Genomic DNA, 19,444 nt, shown 5'->3' with positions numbered 1-19,444 from the left:
ATGCACATTGCGCCGCCATGACCCTTCCGAGCAAAAGACGAAGTGCGATCGCTGTTTCGCCGAAGCCTGCGACGCATGCGCGTGAGCTGGCCGTGCTGAACGCGGTCGCGGCGCTGCCTGCCGAGAGCCGAACGCCGAGCGCCGCCGTGACGGCGCTTTTGCGGCAGGGTTTCGACATTCCCTATTCGACGCTGGCCCAGATGCTGCGGCGGCTGGAACGCCAGGGTGCGATTCGACTGGAACGCAAGCGGTCGTAAAAACGGCGTCGAGCCGCTGTCGCGCGCGCTACGTCGAACGGCGGCGAGCGCGGATAGCATCCGCCTCGATCACCGACACCGTCGGCGACCCCCCCGCAGGAGACACAACATGACCGCCGCCCTCACCAACCACCAGGTCCGCCTGGCCCAGCGCCCCGAAACCACGGCCACGCGCGAGCACTGGAACTTCACGACCGAGCCGGTCGGCGATCCGGCCGAAGGCGGCGTGCTGGTGAAGGTGCTGTCGCTCTCGCTCGACCCCGCGATGCGCGGCTGGCTGAACGACGCACGCAGCTACATCCCGCCGGTGGCCATCGGCGAGGTGATGCGGGCTGGCGGCGTCGGCCGCGTGATCGCGTCGAAGAACCCGGCCTTCGCGGTCGGCGACACGGTGTACGGCACGCTCAACGTGCAGGAATACATGTTGATTGCGCAGGAAGAGCTCAAGCGCAACGGCCTGGTGAAGATCGACCTTTCGGTCGGCAGCATCGGCCAGTGGCTCAACGTGCTCGGCATGCCGGGCATGACCGGCTACTTCGGCCTCATGGACGTGGGCCAGCCGAAGCCGGGCGAGACGGTGGTCGTCTCGGGCGCGGCCGGTGCCGTCGGCCAGACGGTCGGCCAGCTGGCCAAGCTCAAAGGGTGCCGCGTGGTCGGCATCGCGGGCGGCGAGGCCAAGTGCAAGTGGGTGGTCGAAGAGCTCGGCTTCGACGCCTGCATCGACTACAAGGCCGGCGACGGTGCCGTGCGGGCCGGCCTGAAGGAGCACTGCCCGAAGGGCGTCGACATCTACTTCGACAACGTGGGCGGCGAGATCCTCGACCACGTGCTCGCCAAGATCGCGCGCAAGGCCCGCATCATCATCTGCGGCGCGATCAGCCAGTACAACAACGCCAACAGCATGCCCGGCGCCGGCCCGCGCAACTACCTGAGCCTGCTCGTGAACCGCGCGCGCATGGAAGGCATCGTGGTGTTCGACTACGCCGACCGCTACCCCATCGCGATCGCGGAACTCTCGGGCTACCTGAAGGACGGCCGCATGAAGAGCAAGGAAGACACGGTGAAGGGCCTCGACACGTTCCCCGAGTCGCTCAACAAGCTTTTCAAGGGCGAGAACTTCGGCAAGCTCGTCATGGAAGTCTCGGCCGACTGAGCAGCGCATGACCGCACCGGCCGTCGCTCCCTGGTACCTGCCGGTCGGCGACGAGGTGCAGGTGTTCGAGGCCGCGTACCGCGCGCGCCTGCCGGTGTTGCTGAAGGGCCCGACCGGCTGCGGCAAGACGCGCTTCATCGAACACATGGCGTGGCGGCTCGCGCGGGTGCCGCTCATCACCGTGGCCTGCCACGAAGACCTCACCGCGACCGATCTGGTCGGGCGTTATCTGCTGTCGGCCGACAGCACGGTCTGGATGGACGGCCCGCTGACGCGCGCGGTGCGCAGCGGTGCCATCTGCTACCTCGACGAGGTGGTCGAAGCGCGCAAGGACACGACCGTCGTCATCCATCCGCTGACCGATCACCGCCGCGTGCTGCCGATCGAGAAGACCGGCGAATCGATCGAGGCGCATCCGGACTTCCTGCTGGTCGTCTCGTACAACCCGGGCTACCAGAGCAGCCTGAAAGACCTGAAGCCATCGACCCGACAACGCTTCGTGAGCCTGGAATTCGGCTACCCGTCGGTCGAGGTGGAGGCCACCATCGTCGCGCACGAGAGCGGCGTCGGCAGCGCCTTCGCACTGCAGCTCGCGACCATCGGCCAGAAGGTGCGCGCGCTGCACGAGCAGGGGCTGGACGGCGGCGTCAGCACGCGGCTGCTGGTCTACACCGGCCAGCTGGTGGCCGGCGGCATCGCGCCGCGCCGGGCGTGCGACATCGCGATCACCCGCGCGATCAGCGACGACAGCGAAGTGCAACAGGCGGTGGCCGACATCGTCGACGTGCTGCTGCCATGAACCTCGACGCCGGGCCTCCTGCGGTTCGGTTCGACACGGTGCACCGCGCGCTGGCGTTGTTTGCCCAGGCGCTGCACGGCGAGGGGCGGGCCTTGCAACGCGACGACGGACCGGCACACGACGACGCGTCGATCCGCCTGCCGCCGGTGATCGCGGACTTCGCCAGTGAGCGCGAGAACCGCGGCGCCTATCGGCTCGCCGTGCTGCGCCAGCTCGACCGCGCGACCGCACCCGTGCCGGGCTTCAACGGTTGGCCGCGCCGCCGCTTGCTGCGTCGCGTGTTCATGCGGCTGGAAGACCTGCGCATCGACAGCGCGTTGGCGCGCCGCTATCCGGGCGCTCGCGTTGACCTGCAACGCGCGCAGGCGCTCGCGTTGACGCGTCGCGGCGCACCGCCGTCAGCCACGCGCCCGATGCACGGCATCGTCGACGCGCTCGTCCGCTTCACGCTCGGCGTCGCGCCTGCAGCGCCGGGCGCGGACCCGACGCGCGGTCGCGTGCTCGCCATCGCGGCCCAGGTCCGCCACGCAGCGGCGGATGCGAGCGACAGCGTGCGCGCCGCCCACGCGATCTGCGCGTGCCTCGAAGCGCCGGGCCGTCGCACGCAGCGCGATGTGCGGCCCGGCGAGATGGCCGTGCCGCCCGGTGAAGACCCGGACGACGGCTTGCCGGGCGGACGCGGCAACGCCGACATGCAACCCGCGATGGACGCCGCGGAAGGCGCTGCCGACGGCGGCTGGAACGCCGCGCTCGCGTTCTCCATCGACGGCGCCGCGCGGGCGCGCGACATCGCGTCGAGGCCGGCCGCGCCGGTCGCGCGACAACCCGAGCCACTCTCGGGGCACGGCTATTTCTACGACGAGTGGAACAGCGTCGAACACCGCTACCTGCCGGACTGGTGTCGCGTGGTCGAACGCCGCCTGCGCGGTGCCGACCTCGCATTCCAGGGCGACGTGCGCGAGCGCCATGCAGCGCTCGCCGCCCGCGTGCGGCGCCAGTTCGCCGCCATCCGCCCCGCCTCGCGCGAGCGCCTCTACCGCGCCTACGACGGCGAAGACATCGACATCGATCGCGTGATCGCAGAGGCCGTGGAACGCCGTGCCGGCCAGCAGAGCGATGGCCGCGTGTTCACCGCGCAGCAGCGGCCGCGGCGCGATGTGTGCGCCGCTTTCCTGGTCGACATGAGCGGCTCGACCGGCTTTCTGGTTCCACCGCCGGCCGGCTCGGTTCCGGCCGCAGTGCCCGACGAAGACGACTACTACCTCTACGCACCGCGCGTCGCACCGGCCGCCGTGCCCGAGCCGCCACGCCGGCGCGTGATCGATGTGGCGAAGGACGCGATGGCCCTGATGTGCGACGCGCTGCACACGCTCGGCGATCGCCATGCGGTGTACGGCTTCTCGGGCGAGGGCCGGCACCGGGTCGACTTCCTGATCGCGAAGGCGTTCGGCGATGCGTGGTCGCCGCGCACCGCGGCGGCCCTGTCGGCGATGCAGCCGATGGGCGCCACCCGCACTGGCGCCGCCATCCGCCATGCGGTGCGCCGGCTCGCGCGCGAACCGGCGCAGACGCGCGTGCTGATCGTGGTGTCCGACGGCTATCCGCAAGACGCCGACTACGGCCCTGACCCGCGAGATCCCGGCTACGGCATCCAGGACACCGCGCGTGCACTGCGCGAAGCCGAGCAGGCCGGCATCGCGACTTTCTGCATCGCGATCGATCCCGCAGGCCACGACTATTTGCGTACGATGTCCCGCGAAGATCGCTACCTGGTGATCGACGATGTCACGGCCTTGCCGGAACAACTCGGCAAGGTGTATCGGGCGCTCACCACACGATGAACCGCGGTACGTTCGCCGCTCTTTTTTCCGAAGGATGGTCCATGGCAACAAGAAAAATTTCGGCGCTGGCCTGTGTGCTGGTCAGCGTCACGGCCTGCACCACGCCGGTCGAGATCCTGAAGGAGGTGCCCGCGAACGGCACCGTTCGCCGTGGCGATGTGATCTTTGTCGACGACGGCAAATGTCCCGCCGGCGAAGTCAAGCGGATCGTGGGCGGCAACCAGATGACCGGTGCGCCACGACAGGTGGAATGCGTGAAAAGACCCGAAACCCGTTGAAGGCCGACAAGATCATGAACGAGACAACCCCCTACACACCACCCACCGTCTGGACCTGGAACAAGGGCGGCGGCGGCCGCTTTGCGAACATCAACCGGCCCATCGCAGGACCGACGCACGACAAAGACCTGCCGGTGGGTCGCCACCCGTTCCAGCTGTATTCGCTGGCGACGCCCAACGGCGTCAAGGTCACGGTCATGCTCGAGGAGTTGCTCCACCTCGGCCACAGCGGGGCGGAGTACGACGCCTGGCTTATCAAGATCAACGAGGGCGAGCAGTTCGGCAGCGGCTTCGTCGCGGTCAATCCGAACTCCAAGATCCCGGCGCTGCTCGACCGCAGCGGGCCGACACCGGTGCGCGTTTTCGAGTCCGGCGCGATGCTGATCTACCTGGCCGAGAAGTTCGGCAGCGCCTTCCTGCCGACGGGTGCCGACCGCGCCGAATGCCTGTCGTGGCTGTTCTGGCAGATGGGCAGTGCACCGTTTCTCGGCGGTGGCTTCGGCCACTTCTATGCCTACGCGCCGTTGAAGATCGAATACGCGATCGACCGCTATGCGATGGAGGTCAAACGCCAGCTTGACGTGCTCGACCGGCGGCTCGCCGAAAGCCGCTACCTCGCGGGCGACGACTACAGCATCGCCGACATGGCGGTCTGGCCCTGGTACGGCACGCTGGTCAAGAGCCAGCTCTACGAGGCCGGCGAGTTTCTGCAGGTGCAGGAGTACAAGAACGTGCTGCGCTGGACCGACGAGATCGCGAAGCGGCCCGCCGTGCAGCGCGGCCGCATGGTCAACCGCACGTGGGGCCAGCCGGCCAGCCAGCTGCACGAGCGCCACGCCGCCGCCGACTTCGACAGCCAGACGCAGGACAAGCTCGATCCGAAGGCCGCCGGATGATCACGCTCTACGACTGCGCCACCGCGCCGAGCCCGCGCCGAGCGCGCATCCTGCTGGCCGAAAAAGGCGTCGCGCACGACACGGTGAACATCGACCTGCGCAGCAACGAGCAGCTCGGCGACGCGTATCGACAAGTGAATCCGCAATGCACCGTGCCGGCGCTGCGCGACGCCGCCGACGGCATCCTGCTGGCCGACAACGCCGCGATCACCGCCTGGGTCGAAGCCCGCTTCCCCGAGCCGCCCTTGCTGGGCATCACGCCCGCCGAAAAAGCCGAGATCGCGAGCTGGAACTGGCGCACCGAATTCGAAGGGCTGGCCGCCATCGCCGAGGCGATGCGCAACAGCGCGCCGTCGCTCGCCAACCGCGCGCTCACGGGCCCGGTGGACTACGCGCAGATCCCCGAGCTGGCGCAGCGCGGACTGGCCCGGGTGCAGCAGTTCTTCGTCACGCTGAACGCCCGCCTGGCCGATCGCGAATTCATCGCGACGGACCGCTTCAGCGTCGTCGACATCACCGCAGTCGTTGCGGCCGACTTCGCGCGCGTCGTGAAGGTCAAGCCCGGCGAGCAGCACCCGCACCTGATGCGCTGGCGCGAGGCCATGGCGCTGCGGCCTTCGATGTCGCTCTAACGCCGGCTGGCCGCGTTGTGGCCGAGCCTCACGAGCGCGAGATAGGTCAGCCCGGCGCACACACTGGTGTGGCCGCTGTAGACCACCAGGCCGAACGCCCAGCCCCAGTGGTGCACGGCGACGATCAACGCCACGGTCAGCGCGCTCCAGCCGAAGACGCGCCACCCGCGCGCCGCCGGCGCTTCGAGAACGCGCGCGAAAAGGATTTCCTGCTGGCGCTCCGTGGCGAGCGCCAGCGCCATGAATCCCGACAGGCACAGAACGAAGGTGAGCAGGTGGGTCATGCGGTCTCGCCGGGTTGTGCGTCGGTCCGCGTGGCCCTGGCCCGCCGACCGGGCGGCACGGCGCGCGCACGGTGGCGGCTTGTGCGCAGCGCCAGGACGGCATGCAGTGCCGCCAGCGCCCACAGCATGAGGTCGACGCCGGCAAAGACCCAGTCGCCTTCGCGAAGGCTGCGCCACAGCGGCCGATCCGTCGTGACGGCGTTGGCGACCGGCAGCAGCGCGAGCACGATCGCACCGAACCAGAGTTGCTCGGTCCACGCCCGCTTGGCCGGGCGCAAGAAGGCATGCAGCAACGCGAGGGCCCAGACGATGAAGAACACATGGATCTCCCACTCGCCGCGCTTGGCCAGGGCGTCCGGCAGCAGGCGGTTGGCCCACAGGAATGACGCCATGGCGATCGACAGCCCGGCGATCGACGCGATGTTGAGCCGCTCCACCAGCCAGAAACCGACGTACGGCTTGTCCGGGTCGGGCAGCTTGGCGCGGCGCTTGACGGTCCACATCACGAGCCCGGTGCCGACCATGGCGGTGCCGGCCAGACTCACGATGAAGTAGAGCCAGCGCAGCGACAGGTCGCTGAACCGGCCCAGGTGCAGCGCGTACAGCACGCCGCGCGTTTCTGCCGCGCCGCCGACGCGGTCATGGGTTTCGAGCAGCTTGCCGGTGCTGCCTTCGAACAGCATGTACTGCGGACTCATCGACACACGCGCGCCATCGCCCCGCGCGACGGCCACGCGCGAGGCGGCATCGCCGGCGTGGGTGACGGTGACGCGGCTGATGTCGTGCGGCCCCCAGAGCGCTTGCGCCTGCCGCACCATGGCATCGACCGGGGCCAGTGGCGCCGCCTGTCCGCTGGCCTTGCCGGGCTGGATGAAAGCGCTGAGCTGCGCCGACAGGGCTTGCCGTTCGGCGGGCGTCTTGATCGCCGCCTGCTGGCCCCACGGCACGTAGAGCGCCATCAGCGTGACCAGTCCGGTGTACGTGATCATCAGGTGAAAGGGCAGCCCGAACACCGACAGCGCGTTGTGCGCGTCGAGCCACGAGCGCTGCCCCTTGCCCTCGCGGAAGGTGAAGAAGTCGATGAAGATCTTCTTGTGCGTGATGACGCCGCTCACGATCGCCACCAGCATGAACATCCCGGCCAGGCCCGCCAGCCAGCGTCCCCAGATCACCGGCATGTAGTGGAACTGGAAGTGAAAGCGATAGAAGAAGTCGCCGCCCAGCGTGTCGCGCGCAGCGACTTTTTTGCCGGTAGCGGGGTCGAAGTTGCCTTCGTCGAAGCCGCGTTGGCCGGGCTTTCCGGACGGGCCGGGCGCCGTGCGCCAGAACGAATAGGCGCTGTTGTTGCGGGCGTCCGGCAAGCGCACGCTCCACTGCGGACTGCCCGGCGCGATGACGGCGAATTCGTTCGCGACGCGCTGCGCCACGATCGCGGGATCGGGCACCTGCAACTGGTGCGCAAGCTCGGGGCGCAGCCACTGGGAAAGTTCGTCCTTGAAGTAGCTCACCGTGCCGGTGAGGAACATCGCGTAGAGCACCCAGCCCAACAGCAGGCCGACCCAGATGTGCAGGTCGGACATGGTCTGGCGCAGGCCCGGCACCCTGGCCTCGGGACCGGCGTCGCGCTCGATCACATCGGTCGTCATGGGGGGGTGCCCGTGGACCACACCGAGCCGGCGGCCAGCAGCAGCGGCAATGCCGCCACGAGCAGGCCGGCCCAGGCACGGCGTGCGTTGCGCACTGCGAAGACCCAGATCACCGCGCCCGCGTAGACGATGAAGCTCAGCAACATGCCGGTCAGCACGCCTTGCGGCTTGCTCATGGGAAGGGCGAGGGTGGCGACGCTCGTGAGCGCGGCCAGCGCGTAGCCGCCGAAGAGCGCGGCGGCAATGCGCGAGACCAGCGGACCGACGCTGCGGATTCGCGTCAGCACCGGGCTCACTTGTGGGGCTTGGCGGCAGGCCCGGCGGCGATCGGTGCCACGCCGGACGGCTTCACGTAGGTCAGCGTGGTCACGTAGCTGACGCCTTCGAATTTCTCGGTGCCCGTGGCGCCCTGGCGCTCGCCCGCGGTGGCGTCGGTCAAGCTGGCTTCTGCCACGTAAGTTCCTTTCCAGGGCATGTCGAACTTGACCCGACCCTGGTCGTCGGTGTGGCCTTCTTTCACCCAACCCGACTGCGTGACGAGCGTCACCTTGGTCTTGGGCTTGGGCTGGTCCTTGAAGACCAGCTTGAACTCGCCTTCGGTGCCCGTGGGCACGAGGTCGAGCACGAGCTTCGGCGCGACGGCGGCGAAGCCGGTGACGAGGCGCGCCGCCGGGTAGTAGCGATTGAGGGTTTCCTTGTCGCCCTGCTTCCATGTGTAGAGCGGATAGCCGGCGTCTTCGGCCACGATGGTGTCGTTGCGCCCGGCACCGAACGGCAGTGCAAAGCCGGTGGCCGTCTTCTCGGCGTCCACCTTCCGGTCGCCCTTGGCGGACACCAGCGTGGCGGTCGGCTTGCCGAATTTGTCGAGCAGGCCGGGCGAGGTTTCGCGCAGGTTCTCGCCGAATTCGCCGAAGCGGACGATGGCGGTCTTCTGGCCGGCTTGTTGTTCGATCCAGATCTGATGCGCCTGGGCAGCGCCCACGAACGTCATCAGGGCAATGGCAGAGGAAGCGAGGGAAAAAGTACGGGTCATGTCGAGGGGTCGGTTGGGTTCACAGGTCGATCGAAGCGGACAGCACGAAGGTCCGCGGCGTGCCGACGGTCACGTAGGTGCCGGTGGTCAGCCAGTAGTTCTTGTTCATCAGGTTCTCGACGTTGGCCCGGAACACGACCGGCTTGCCGGCGATGACGGTGCGATAGCGCGCGCCGATGTCCAAGCGCGTCCAGCTGTCGAACTTCGCCGAGTTGGCGGCGTTGAGGAACGAGCCCGAGGTGTAGATCGCACGGCCATTCAGGCTCAGGCCGGGAATCCACGGCGTGTCCCAGTCGAGGCCTGCGCTGAAGGTCTTGTCGGGCACGCCAGCCGCGTCGTTGCCCTGGTACAGGCCGCGCGCGGTCTCGGTGAGCTTGGCATCGACGAAGCTCGCGCTGACGATGCCGCGCAGTCCGCGTTGCACTTCACCGAAGGCCGACAGTTCGAGCCCGCGATTGCGCTGCTCGCCGAAGTAGCCGTAGACGTTCGACGCGTCGGCCTGGGCCGCGGGACGCGACAGCTGATAGACCGCGGCGGTGGTCGTGAAGGCCCGAGGTCGACCTTCACGCCGGCTTCGTACTGTGTGGACTTGTAGGGATTGAGCACCGCGCCGGTGTTGGCATAGCCCGGGCCGACGATGGCGCCGCGCGTCAGGCCTTCGGTGTAGTTGCCGTACAGCGAGACGTTGTCCACCGGCTTGAAGACGACGCCGGCCAGCGGCGACACCGCGCTCGCCTTGTACTGACTGGTCTGCGCGCCGGTCGTCGTGTTGTAGCCCTCGGCCTCGACGGTCTGGTCGCGCGCCCCGAGCGTCAGCAGAAAGCGCCCGTTCGCGAACGACATCGTGTCGGCGATCGCGAAGCTGGTGAGCGTGGTGTCGGAGGCCTTGTTGGGGGCGGTTCGCGGCGCGGTGACCAGCGGAAGCGGACGCGGGAAATAGAGGTTGGAGGCGACCGCGCCGGTCGACTGGATGTAGGCGTTGCCGCCTTCCTGCGTCAGGCCGGTGAGGCCGGCGGTGAGCGTGTGCTTGACGCTGCCGGTGTCGAAGCGAAAGCGCAGGCCGGCGTCGCCGCTCGTGGTCTTGCTGTACGAGTCGTAGAAGGAGCTGCGCGCGGTGAAATTGCCGGCGCCGTTCACGCCCACGGTCGTCACCGGGAAGATCTGCGTGTTCTTGCCGTCGCGGTAGCCGATCCCGGCGTAGGCGGTCAGCGAATCGGTGAGGTCGTACTCCAGGCGCGTCAGGACCGACGAGTCTTTCTGCGAGAGCGTCGTGTTCGGGAAGAAGTTGGAGCGCGCGTCCGGCGGCGCCGGAATGGCGCTGATCCCGGCGGTGCCCAGCAGGTTGATCTGCGGACGGAAATTGTCGGTCTCGTCGTGCTGCGTGATGGCATCCAGCGACCAGCGCAAACGCGGGCCGCGGTAGTCCAGTCCGAGCGCGCCCACGCCGGACTGGACGTTGCCTCCCGCGATCGACGCCTCGCCGTCCCGGACGAGGCCGTTGAAGCGGATGCCCCAGGCGTTGTCTTCGCCGAAGCGGCGCCCGGCATCGAGCTGCAGGCTGGTGTTCGACTGGCTCTCGAAAACGGTCGTGAGGCGGGTCAGGGGTTCTTCGCCCGCGCGCTTGGTCACGATGTTGATACCGCCGCCGATGCTGCCGTTCGGCGAAATGCCGTTGACCAACGCCCCCGGGCCCTTCAGCACCTCGACCCGTTCGACGATCTGCGCCGGCACGCGGCTGGACGGAATGAGCCCGTACAAGCCGTTGACGCCGACATCGCCCGCGGGCACGGCGAAGCCACGGATCTGGAAGGTGTCGTCGAAGCCGTTGCTGCCGGTCGACATGCGGATGGAAGCGTCGTTCACGACCACGTCGGCCAGCGTTCGCGCCTGTTGATCTTCCAGCAGCTGCGAGGTGTAGTTGACCGTGCTGAACGGGACATCCATGTCGTTCTGCGTGCCGAGCAAACCGAGGCTTCCGCCGCGCGCCACCTGACCGCCGGGATGCGCCGGTGTGAGCGTCGCATCGGCCTGGCCGGTCACCGTGATCGCCGGCAGGGTGGCGGGCTCGACCGTCTGGGCCGCAGCGCCACCCGCCGACAGGGCGATGACCCCGGTCCCCAGAAGGTGTGCGCACAGCGTGGTGAGGGGGAAACAGGTTCGGCGCACGGGCGCGCGTTGCTCGGATGGGAACGGGTGAAGCGTCATGAAGTGAGGGAGGGGCAGAAAGGAGAGAAGGAAAGTGACGGGCGATGCCCTGCGGCGCGGGCTGCATCATATTGGGAATGAGAACCAGTCTCAAAGAGAGCGGGAGATGCGCTTACTTTTCGTGCGGCATTGGTTGACGGCCGGGTTTGGGGGCCATCGACGGCGCGGCTGAATCCGTTGGCCCGTTCAGTGCGTAGTCGCTTCGATCCCAAAGGTATCCTCCGGACTCTCCATGCCGCCCCCGCAAGCCTCACACCGTCGTGCGCCCGCATCCCATGTTGTCGGGCGGCCGACCTTGCGCACCGTCGCGCGGGCGCTGCAATGGCTGATCGTGTGTCTGTTGGCGGTGTGCCTCCCCCTGCAAGCAGCCTCTGCCGCGGTCACTGCGATGCTGGGCGCGCGGCACACGCACCGGGTACCTGTCGTGAAGCAGCTGGTGGCGAACGATCCGCAGGACCCGATGGCGGGATGGCGCGACTTCCGGCGCATGCAGTACGGCGGCGTCGACCGGCACGCGCTCTCGCATGCGCACGCGCATGAGACCGGCGCGCGGCATCACCACGAGGCCGGCGATGCCAGCGTCGTCGCAGAAGACGCTTCCGATGTCGAACGTGGCCCTGCCACCGACCTGGGGCAGGCCAGCGCATCGTTCCTGTTCATGGCCGCCACCCGCGTGGCCGATCTGCCGCCCTCTCCGGAGGCGCTGGCCGTGCGGTGGAACGGGGCGGGCGCCGTGACGCCCGGCAACCCGGACCCGCGGCGCATCGAGCGGCCGCCGCAGCCGATCTCGGCTTGATCGGCTGACCTTTCGGGCCACGCGGTGGCCTGCGCTGCGACCTCTTCCGGGGTCGGGCGAGCGGCGATCGGCCCAGTGCCGTCGCGCCTCTGCCGCCCCGTGTCAACACCTCGGCGGGCGGTGTCTTTCTCGTTCACCTCGGGCGACCCCGTACGGGTTGCTCCGGAGCGTTCCATGCAGTGCATTCCTGAAGTCCTCCGTTCGGAGACCGGCCGTAGCCTGGGCTATGACCTCTATGTCTATCGCAGTCACCTCGAGGTGACGCGGTTGCCCACCACCGTGCGCGAAGGTTTCGCTTATGCCGCGACGCGTCGACCGGCACGCGCCATGCCCGACCGTTTTGCGCGCAAGTGGCTCCAGCTGCGGTGCAGCGCCTATGCACACAATCGCGCGTTCGACGAACAGGTCACCTCGCACTGGCTGCGCGCCATCGATGTCGTCGCGTGTCCGGTCACCGGGCTCACGCTGACGCATGGCGAACTCAGCGACAGCGACTGGTCCGTCTGCCGGCTGGACCCCGACGCAGACTACGCACCCGGCAATCTCGCCGTGATGAGCACGCGCGCCCGCGTGGCCCGCGGTCGGCGCAGCGTAGACGAGGTGCTGCAGCTGGCGCAGCGCGACACGCCGATCGACGGATTGCTGCCGGCCGAATGGTCGCGGCTGGCCACGCTGCTGCAGCGCGCGGGTGTCGGCCGGAGCCTTTCATGATCCGGACGCGAACCCAGGCCTTCCGCCTGACCCTCGGCACGCTTTCATTCTTTGGCGCCACGGCGTTCGCGCAGGACAGCCACCTGCCCGAAATCCAGGTGCGCGGTCCGCGCGACGCCACCATCGGCACGGCCGACAGCGCCAGCGAAGGCGCCGCCGAGCGCGAGTCGTTCCAGTCGCGGCCCAAGTTGCGGCCGGGCGACATCGTGGAAGCGGTGCCCGGCGTGGTCGCGACGCAGCACTCGGGCGACGGCAAGGCCAACCAGTATTTCCTGCGCGGCTTCAACCTCGACCACGGCACCGACTTCGCAGTCAGCGTCGACGGCATGCCCGTCAACATGCCGACGCACGGCCACGGGCAGGGCTATGCCGACCTGAACTTCCTGATTCCGGAGCTGGTCTCCGGCGTGCGCTACCGCAAGGGCCCGTATTTCGCCGAAGGTGGCGATTTCTCGCTCGCCGGCAGCGCGAGCCTCGACTACTTCAGCGCGCTGCCCGCGCCCTTCGTCGACATCACCTACGGGTCGAACAATTTCCGCCGCGCGCTCGCCGCAGGGTCGCGCACGGTGGGCGACCAGACCTGGCTCGGCGCGATCGAGATCGAAGGCAACGACGGTCCGTGGGACGTGCCCGAGAACCTGAAGAAGGCGAACGCGGTGCTGCGCTACTCGCAGGGTTCGCCGAACCGCGGCTTCAGCATCACAGGCATGGCCTACAAGAGCCGCTGGACCTCGACCGACCAGGTGCCCGAGCGCCTGATCGCGAGCGGCCAGCTGCCGCGCTTCGGCTCGCTCAACCCGACCGACGGCGGCAACACGCAGCGCCTGAGCCTGTCGGGCAAATGGTTCGACAAGGGGCCGGAGGGCGAGACGACGATCAGCGCGTACGCCATCGACTACCAATTCGACCTGTTCTCCGACTTCACCTACTTCCTGAACAACCCGGTCAACGGCGACCAGTTCGAGCAGACCGACCGTCGCCGCGTGTTCGGCGCCCAGGCCGCCCGCACGATGCCCACGAAGTTCGGCGCACTCGACGGCGTGCTGAGCTTCGGCGCGCAATGGCGCGGCGACCGCATCGGCGAGGTGGGGCTCTACAACACCGAGAACCGCGAGCGGCTCTCGACGGTGCGCAACGACAAGGTCCAGCAAGACCTGTATTCGGTGTACGGGCAGCAGCTCGTGTACTTCAGCGACCGGTTGCGCGGCTATGCGGGCCTGCGCGGCGACATGCTGCGCTACGACGTGCAAGGGCGAGAGCCGGTCTACGGTGCCCTCAACAGCGGCAGGGGCCACGACGCGATCGTGAGCCCGAAGGCCGGGCTCGCCTTCACGCTCACGCCCCAGCACGAGCTCTACCTGAACGCCGGCACCGGTTTCCACAGCAACGACGTGCGCGGCGCCACCATCTCGACCGACCCCGCGTCCGGTTTGCCGGCCGACCGCGTGCCGGCCCTCGTGAAGGGTCGGGGCGCCGAAGTCGGCTGGCGCTTCCAGCCGAACGAAGACCTCACGGCGACCGTCGCGCTCTGGCAGCTCAAGCTCGACTCCGAGCTGGTCTACGTCGGCGATGCCGGCTCGACCGAACCCGGTCGCGCGAGCAGCCGCCGCGGCGTCGAAGCCACGTTGCGCTGGAAGCTCGACCGGGCGTGGCGCCTCGAGCTCGACGGCGCGCTGTCGCGGGCGCGCTTTCGGGGTCTCGCGCCCGAAGGCGAAGGCAACTACGTCGACAACGCGGTGGAGCGCGTGTTCGCGGCCGGCGTCACCTACATCGACGGTCCGTGGACCGCATCGCTGCGGCTGCGTTACCTCGGCCCGCGCGCGCTCGACACGCAAAACACCGTGCGGTCGCGCTCGACGATGCTGCTCAATTTCGGTGGACGCTACGCGGTGAACAAGCACCTGACGCTCGGTCTCGACGTGTTCAACATCGCGGGCAAGAAGGGCAACGACATCGAGTATTACTACGCCTCGTGCACCGGCGGCGAGGTCGTGAGCGGTGCGTGCAACGGCGGTGTGAACGACCGCCACGTGCATCCGATGGAGCCGCGCAGCGCGCGCCTCAGTGCCCGCTGGACTTTCTGACCGCGGTGTCCTAAACCCCGCCCAGCAACGCGCTCGCCGCTTGCGCTTCACGGCGCACCGCGGTCGCGATCTCGCCATCCACCGAAGGATCGAAGCCGCCGCTCGCGCCGAGTGCGGTGATCACGGCGCACACGTGGCCGGCGTGGTCGTAGAGCGGCGCCGCGATCGCGCTGATGCCGCGCTGGTAGGTGTCGCGCACGACGGCGCAGCGGGCGGTGCGCACGCTCTCGCACAGGCGACCGATGGGGTCGACGCGTTCCAGCTGCGCGCGCAGGTCGGCCGGTGCCGCAGCGAGTTCTTCGTCGGCCAGCGCCCGCACGCGGGAGCCGTCGAGCAGCGCGAGGAACACGCGGCCGGTGGCCGACCACAGAAGTGACATCACCGAGCCGACGCGCACGTTCACCGTCACCGGCAGGCCGGGTTCCTCGAAGCGCACCACGGTCGGGCCGCGGTTGCCCATGACCGCGACGAAGCAGGTCACCTCCAGACGTTCGCGCAGGCGCAGCAGCGACGGCTCGGCAATGCGGATCGGGTCGGCCTGCCGCATGGCAGCGAGGCCGATCTGGATCGCCTCGGCGCCCAGGTGGTAGTGCTGCGAGCCGCCGTCCTGCGCGACCAGGCCTTCTTCCATCAGGCTGGCGAGGTAGCGGTGCACCTTGGCCGGGCTTTCCTCGACATGCGCCGCCAGCGCCGTGAGGCTGGCCTTGCCGCCGAGCCGCGCCAGGCCCTTCAGCACGACCATGCCGGTCTCGGCGGATTGCACGCGCTGGCGGCGGTTGGCGGTGGGGGCAGCGGACATCGGAAGAAGGGTAAACACCAAAAGGAATATTACGCAATGCGTATCAAAATTACGCAATCCGTAGTTACCCCTCGAACTCAACCCGCAACCCGCACTGGAGACAACATGAAAAAATTGCTGGCGATCGGCCTGATGGCACTCCCCCTCATCGCAGCCACGAGCGCCTTCGCGCAGGGCTACCCGACCAAGCCGATTCGTTGGGTCGTGCCTTACGCGGCCGGCGGCGGCTCCGACTTCCTGGCCCGCACCATCGGCCAGCCTTGGTCCACCGCGGTGAGCCAGCCGGTGCTGGTCGACAACAAGCCGGGCGGCAACACCGCGCTGGGCGCCGCCGAAGTCGCGCGCTCTGCGGCCGACGGCTACACGGTGCTCTCGGCCGACAACGGCACGCTCGTGTTCAACCCGGTGCTGTACAAGTCGCTCAGCTACAACCCGACGAAGGACCTGGCACCCGTCACGCTGATGGGGCGCTTCCCGATGATCCTGGTGGTCGGTCCCGGCATCAACGTGACCAGCGCGAAGGACTTCATCGCGCAGGCCAAGGCCAAGCCAGGCGGCCTCAACTACGCCTCGGCCGGCGCGGGCAGCCCGCACCACCTGGCGATGGAACTGCTCAAGTCGGAAGCGGGCCTCTTCATGGTCCACGCGCCGTACCGCGGCGCCGCACCGGCACTGGCCGACGTGGCCGGCGGCCAGGTGCCCGCGATGATGGTCGACCTCGCGGCCGGTGCCGGCTTCATCAAGGGCGGCAAGGTCAAGGCGCTGGCCGTGGCCAACGCGACGCGCCTGCCACAGCTGCCCGACGTGCCGACCTTCGCAGAGCTCGGCTACAAGAACGTCGAAGCCGCCGCGCTCGTCGGCCTGGTGGTGCCCGCCGCGACGCCGCCCGAGACCATCGCCGCGATCAACAAGCAGGTGGTGGCCGCGATCAACGACCCCGCCGTTCACAAGAAGCTGACGGACTTCGGCGTGGAGCCGGTCGGCAACACGCCGGCGCAGTTCGCGGCGTTGCTGAAGGCCGAAACCACGAAGTGGCAGAAGCTCATCACGGACCTGAAAATCACGTTGGACTGACCGGGAAGGATCGCGATGACGACGGTTGAAGTGGCCCGCCCCGCCGGCGGCTGCCCGGTGGCCCATGCTCCGCTTTCGGACGCCCGCACGCCGACGGGTTGCCCCGTGAGCCAGCGCGCGGCCGACTTCGACCCGTTCGAAGACGGCTACCAGCAGGACCCGCCCGAGTACGTGCGCTGGGCGCGCGAGCAGGAGCCGATCTTCTGGAGCCCGAAGCTGGGCTACTGGGTCGTCACGCGCTACGACGACATCAAGGCGATCTTCCGCGACAACATCACCTTCAGCCCGTCGATCGCGCTGGAGAAGATCACGCCGACCGGCGACGAGGCCAACGCGGTGCTCGCGAGCTACGGCTTCGCGCTGAACCGCACGCTGGTCAACGAGGACGAGCCCGCGCACATGCCGCGCCGCCGCGCGTTGATGGACCCGTTCACGCCCGAAGCGCTCAGGCACCACGAACCGATGGTGCGCGCGCTCGCGCGTGAGTACGTCGACCGTTTCATCGACGACGGGCGGGCCGATCTGGTCGACCAGATGCTGTGGGAGATCCCGCTCACCGTGGCGCTGCATTTCCTCGGCGTGCCCGAGGAAGACATGGACACGCTGCGCAAATATTCCATCGCGCACACCGTCAACACCTGGGGCCGGCCGAAGCCGGAAGAGCAGGTCGCGGTCGCGCATGCGGTCGGCAACTTCTGGCAGTTCGCCGGCAAGGTGCTCGACAAAATGCGGGAGAACCCGGAAGGCGGCGGCTGGATGCAGTACGGCTTGCGCAAGCAGCGCGACCTGCCCGAGGTCGTCACCGACTCGTACCTGCACTCGATGATGATGGCCGGCATCGTGGCTGCGCACGAAACCACGGCGAACGCGACGGCCAACGCGATGAAGCTGCTGCTGCAGCACCCCGACGTGTGGCGCGAGGTCTGCGAAGACCCGAGCCTGATCCCGAACGCGGTCGAAGAGTGCCTGCGCCATAACGGCTCGGTCGCAGCCTGGCGGCGCATGGTCACGGCCGATGCACAGGTCGGCGGCGTCGATCTGCCGGCGGGCTCCAAGCTGTTGATCGTCACCTCGTCGGCCAACCACGACGAAGGGCATTTCGCCGACGGCGATCTGTTCGACATCCGGCGCGACAACGCGAGCGACCACCTCACTTTCGGCTACGGCTCGCACCAGTGCATGGGCAAGAACCTGGCGCGCATGGAGATGCAGATCTTCATGGAGGAATTCGCGCGCCGCCTGCCGCACATGACGCTCTCGGTGCAGACCTTTTCGTACGTGCCGAACACCTCGTTCCGCGGGCCAGAGCATCTGTGGGTTGAATGGGATCCGTCGCTGAATCCCGAGCGTGCACAGCCCGCGCTGAGGCATCCCGAAACGCCGATGCCGGTGCGCATCGGCGAGCCGTCACGGGGCGCGATCACGCGGCCGGTGGTGGTGGACAGGGTGACACCCGTGGCCGATGGCATCGTGAAGCTGCGCCTCGTCGCGCCCGACAGCCGGCCGATGCCGCGCTGGGCGCCGGGCTCGCACATCGACATCGAATGCGGCCACCCGGACGTGTCGCGCCAGTACTCACTGTGTGGCGATCCGTCGGATGCGCACGCGTTCGAAATTGCGGTGCTGCGCGACCCCTCCAGCCGCGGTGGATCGTCGTGGGTGCACGCGAACGTCAAGCCTGGCGACAAGCTCCGGATCCGCGGACCGCGCAATCACTTTCACCTCGACGAATCGGCGAACAAACTCATCTTCATCGCCGGCGGCATCGGCATCACGCCGGTGAGCGCGATGGCGCGGCGCGCGAAGGTGCTGGGCATCGACTACGCGCTGCACTACAGCGGCCGCTCGCGCGCCGCCATGGCTTTCGTCGATGAACTCGGCGCGCTGCATGGCGATAGGCTCGTGGTCCATGCGCAGGAGGAAGGCCGCCGCAACGACCTCGCCGCGCTGCTCGCCACGCCGAGCGCCGACACGCAGGTCTACGCCTGCGGCCCGGCGCGCATGCTCGATGCGCTCGCATTGCATTGCGCCGCTGCGAATTGGCCCGAAGACGCGTTGCACGTCGAGCACTTCGAGTCGAAGCTCGGCACGCTCGATCCGTCGCGCGAACACGCCTTCGATGTCGAACTCAAAGACTCCGGCATCGTGGTCCACGTACCGGCCGACCAGACCCTGCTGACCGCGCTGCGCGCCGCCAACATCGATGTGCAGAGCGATTGCGAGGAAGGCCTCTGCGGCTCGTGCGAAGTGCGCGTGCTCGCCGGAAAAGTTGATCACCGCGACGTGGTGCTCACGCGCGGCGAGCGCGAAGCCGACACGCGAATGATGGCCTGCTGTTCGCGCGCCTGCAGCAGCCGGTTGGTGCTGGCGCTCTGAGAACACGCCCTTTGTTCGGCTAGTATCAAGCCGTTACAAAACAATCAGGGAGTGACTCATGAAGCGATTTTTCGCGGCAGGTGCCGTGGTGCTGGCGTTGTCCGGCTGTGCCAGTATCTTCAACGGCAAGACGCAGGCCATCACGATCAGCAGCGTGCCCGACGGTGCCACGGCGCTGGTCGTCAACCGGGCCGGTGTCACGGTCCACAACGGCGTGACGCCGCTGACCTTGCAGGTCAATCGCGGCGCCGGCTACTTCAAGTCCGAGGTCTACACGATCACCTTCGCCAAGGAAGGCTTCGCCTCGACCGAAGTGAAGCTCGAGTCGACGGTGAGCGGCTGGTACATCGGCAACCTCCTGTTCGGCGGTCTGATCGGGATGATCGGCGTCGACCCGGCGACCGGCGCGATGTACGTGTTCCCGGAAACCGTGAGCAGCACGCTGGAATCGAAGACGGCCAAGACTTCTTCGCGTGGTGACAGCCTGACGATCGTGTCGACGGCGTCGCTCACGCCCGAGCAGATGAAGCTGGCACGCCCATTGGCGACGGCGGCGCAAACGCCAGCCGCCGCGCAGTGA

General features: G+C 68.3%; 19 protein-coding genes and 1 pseudogene. 13 read left to right on the top strand and 7 right to left on the bottom strand.

Features of this window, described 5'->3' with window-relative positions; translation table 11 throughout:
- Positions 1-17 precede the first annotated feature (17 nt).
- From AX767_RS08865 to AX767_RS08835, 7 genes are all read left to right on the top strand, one after another.
- Positions 18-257, top strand: coding sequence for a hypothetical protein (locus AX767_RS08865; RefSeq protein WP_068630521.1), 240 nt, complete (start codon positions 18-20; stop codon positions 255-257).
- A gap of 109 nt (positions 258-366) precedes the next feature.
- Positions 367-1,410 carry an NADP-dependent oxidoreductase gene (locus AX767_RS08860; protein WP_068630519.1) on the top strand — a complete coding sequence of 348 codons (1,044 nt, stop codon included), beginning with the start codon at positions 367-369 and terminating at the stop codon, positions 1,408-1,410.
- 7 nt (positions 1,411-1,417) lie between these two features.
- Positions 1,418-2,209 (top strand): CbbQ/NirQ/NorQ/GpvN family protein, encoded by a 792-nt coding sequence (locus tag AX767_RS08855; RefSeq protein ID WP_068630517.1) that lies wholly within the window; start codon positions 1,418-1,420, stop codon positions 2,207-2,209.
- Positions 2,206-4,050 carry a nitric oxide reductase activation protein NorD gene (locus AX767_RS08850; protein ID WP_068630514.1) on the top strand — a complete coding sequence of 615 codons (1,845 nt, stop codon included), beginning with the start codon at positions 2,206-2,208 and terminating at the stop codon, positions 4,048-4,050. Before AX767_RS08855 ends, AX767_RS08850 begins: the two co-directional genes overlap by 4 nt.
- Positions 4,047-4,328: a DUF6719 family protein gene (locus AX767_RS08845; protein ID WP_156481001.1), complete on the top strand. Its 282-nt coding sequence runs from the start codon at positions 4,047-4,049 to the stop codon at positions 4,326-4,328. Before AX767_RS08850 ends, AX767_RS08845 begins: the two co-directional genes overlap by 4 nt.
- 14 nt (positions 4,329-4,342) lie before the next feature.
- Complete coding sequence (yghU, locus tag AX767_RS08840) at positions 4,343-5,224, top strand: glutathione-dependent disulfide-bond oxidoreductase (protein ID WP_068633502.1); 882 nt, start codon at positions 4,343-4,345, stop codon at positions 5,222-5,224.
- A complete protein-coding gene (locus AX767_RS08835; protein WP_068630510.1) occupies positions 5,221-5,856 on the top strand; it encodes a glutathione S-transferase family protein in 636 nt (211 codons plus the stop codon). The genes yghU and AX767_RS08835 overlap by 4 nt, the downstream gene beginning before the upstream one ends.
- Here the strand turns inward: AX767_RS08835 and AX767_RS08830 are convergent.
- The 6 genes and pseudogenes from AX767_RS08830 to AX767_RS08810 form a co-directional block, all read right to left on the bottom strand.
- Positions 5,853-6,140, bottom strand: coding sequence for a DUF3325 domain-containing protein (locus AX767_RS08830; RefSeq protein WP_068630509.1), 288 nt, complete (start codon positions 6,138-6,140; stop codon positions 5,853-5,855). The two genes, AX767_RS08835 and AX767_RS08830, sit on opposite strands and share 4 nt — an antisense overlap.
- Positions 6,137-7,786 (bottom strand): PepSY-associated TM helix domain-containing protein, encoded by a 1,650-nt coding sequence (locus tag AX767_RS08825; RefSeq protein WP_068630507.1) that lies wholly within the window; start codon positions 7,784-7,786, stop codon positions 6,137-6,139. The genes AX767_RS08830 and AX767_RS08825 overlap by 4 nt, the downstream gene beginning before the upstream one ends.
- The gene (locus tag AX767_RS08820; protein ID WP_068630505.1) at positions 7,783-8,082 is read right to left on the bottom strand and encodes a DUF3649 domain-containing protein; all 300 of its coding nucleotides are present in this window, start codon (positions 8,080-8,082) and stop codon (positions 7,783-7,785) included. Before AX767_RS08820 ends, AX767_RS08825 begins: the two co-directional genes overlap by 4 nt.
- Complete coding sequence (locus AX767_RS08815; protein ID WP_068630502.1) at positions 8,079-8,819, bottom strand: cobalt ABC transporter substrate-binding protein; 741 nt, start codon at positions 8,817-8,819, stop codon at positions 8,079-8,081. The genes AX767_RS08820 and AX767_RS08815 overlap by 4 nt, the downstream gene beginning before the upstream one ends.
- A 19-nt stretch (positions 8,820-8,838) precedes the next feature.
- The gene (locus tag AX767_RS22025) at positions 8,839-9,339 is read right to left on the bottom strand and encodes a TonB-dependent receptor domain-containing protein (RefSeq protein WP_250636737.1); all 501 of its coding nucleotides are present in this window, start codon (positions 9,337-9,339) and stop codon (positions 8,839-8,841) included.
- 95 nt (positions 9,340-9,434) lie between these two features.
- A pseudogene (locus AX767_RS08810) lies at positions 9,435-10,763 on the bottom strand (TonB-dependent receptor); the annotation flags it as partial.
- A gap of 493 nt (positions 10,764-11,256) precedes the next feature.
- Here AX767_RS08810 and AX767_RS08805 point away from each other — a divergent pair.
- The 3 genes from AX767_RS08805 to AX767_RS08795 all read left to right on the top strand — a co-directional run bounded on the left by AX767_RS08805 (position 11,257) and on the right by AX767_RS08795 (position 14,615).
- The gene (locus AX767_RS08805; RefSeq protein WP_156481000.1) at positions 11,257-11,820 is read left to right on the top strand and encodes a hypothetical protein; all 564 of its coding nucleotides are present in this window, start codon (positions 11,257-11,259) and stop codon (positions 11,818-11,820) included.
- Positions 11,821-11,994: 174 nt separating this feature from the next.
- Positions 11,995-12,531: a hypothetical protein gene (locus tag AX767_RS08800; RefSeq protein WP_068630497.1), complete on the top strand. Its 537-nt coding sequence runs from the start codon at positions 11,995-11,997 to the stop codon at positions 12,529-12,531.
- Positions 12,528-14,615, top strand: a complete 2,088-nt coding sequence (locus tag AX767_RS08795; protein ID WP_082754925.1) for a TonB-dependent receptor — start codon at positions 12,528-12,530, stop codon at positions 14,613-14,615. The genes AX767_RS08800 and AX767_RS08795 overlap by 4 nt, the downstream gene beginning before the upstream one ends.
- Before the next feature lie 10 nt (positions 14,616-14,625).
- Here the strand turns inward: AX767_RS08795 and AX767_RS08790 are convergent, their stop codons facing one another.
- Positions 14,626-15,414, bottom strand: a complete 789-nt coding sequence (locus AX767_RS08790) for an IclR family transcriptional regulator (protein ID WP_068630495.1) — start codon at positions 15,412-15,414, stop codon at positions 14,626-14,628.
- 105 nt (positions 15,415-15,519) lie between these two features.
- Between AX767_RS08790 and AX767_RS08785 the strand changes: the two genes are divergently transcribed.
- The 3 genes from AX767_RS08785 to AX767_RS08775 are packed head-to-tail and all read left to right on the top strand — an operon-like array spanning position 15,520 to position 19,444.
- Complete coding sequence (locus tag AX767_RS08785; RefSeq protein WP_068630493.1) at positions 15,520-16,488, top strand: Bug family tripartite tricarboxylate transporter substrate binding protein; 969 nt, start codon at positions 15,520-15,522, stop codon at positions 16,486-16,488.
- A 15-nt stretch (positions 16,489-16,503) separates the two neighbouring features.
- A complete protein-coding gene (locus tag AX767_RS08780; protein WP_068630491.1) occupies positions 16,504-18,864 on the top strand; it encodes a cytochrome P450/oxidoreductase in 2,361 nt (786 codons plus the stop codon).
- A gap of 58 nt (positions 18,865-18,922) precedes the next feature.
- Positions 18,923-19,444, top strand: a complete 522-nt coding sequence (locus AX767_RS08775) for a hypothetical protein (protein ID WP_082754923.1) — start codon at positions 18,923-18,925, stop codon at positions 19,442-19,444.

It is taken from the genome of Variovorax sp. PAMC 28711, assembly GCF_001577265.1.
Classification (GTDB): Bacteria; Pseudomonadota; Gammaproteobacteria; order Burkholderiales; family Burkholderiaceae_C; genus Variovorax.
This window is presented reverse-complemented; position numbering and strand designations above follow the sequence as displayed.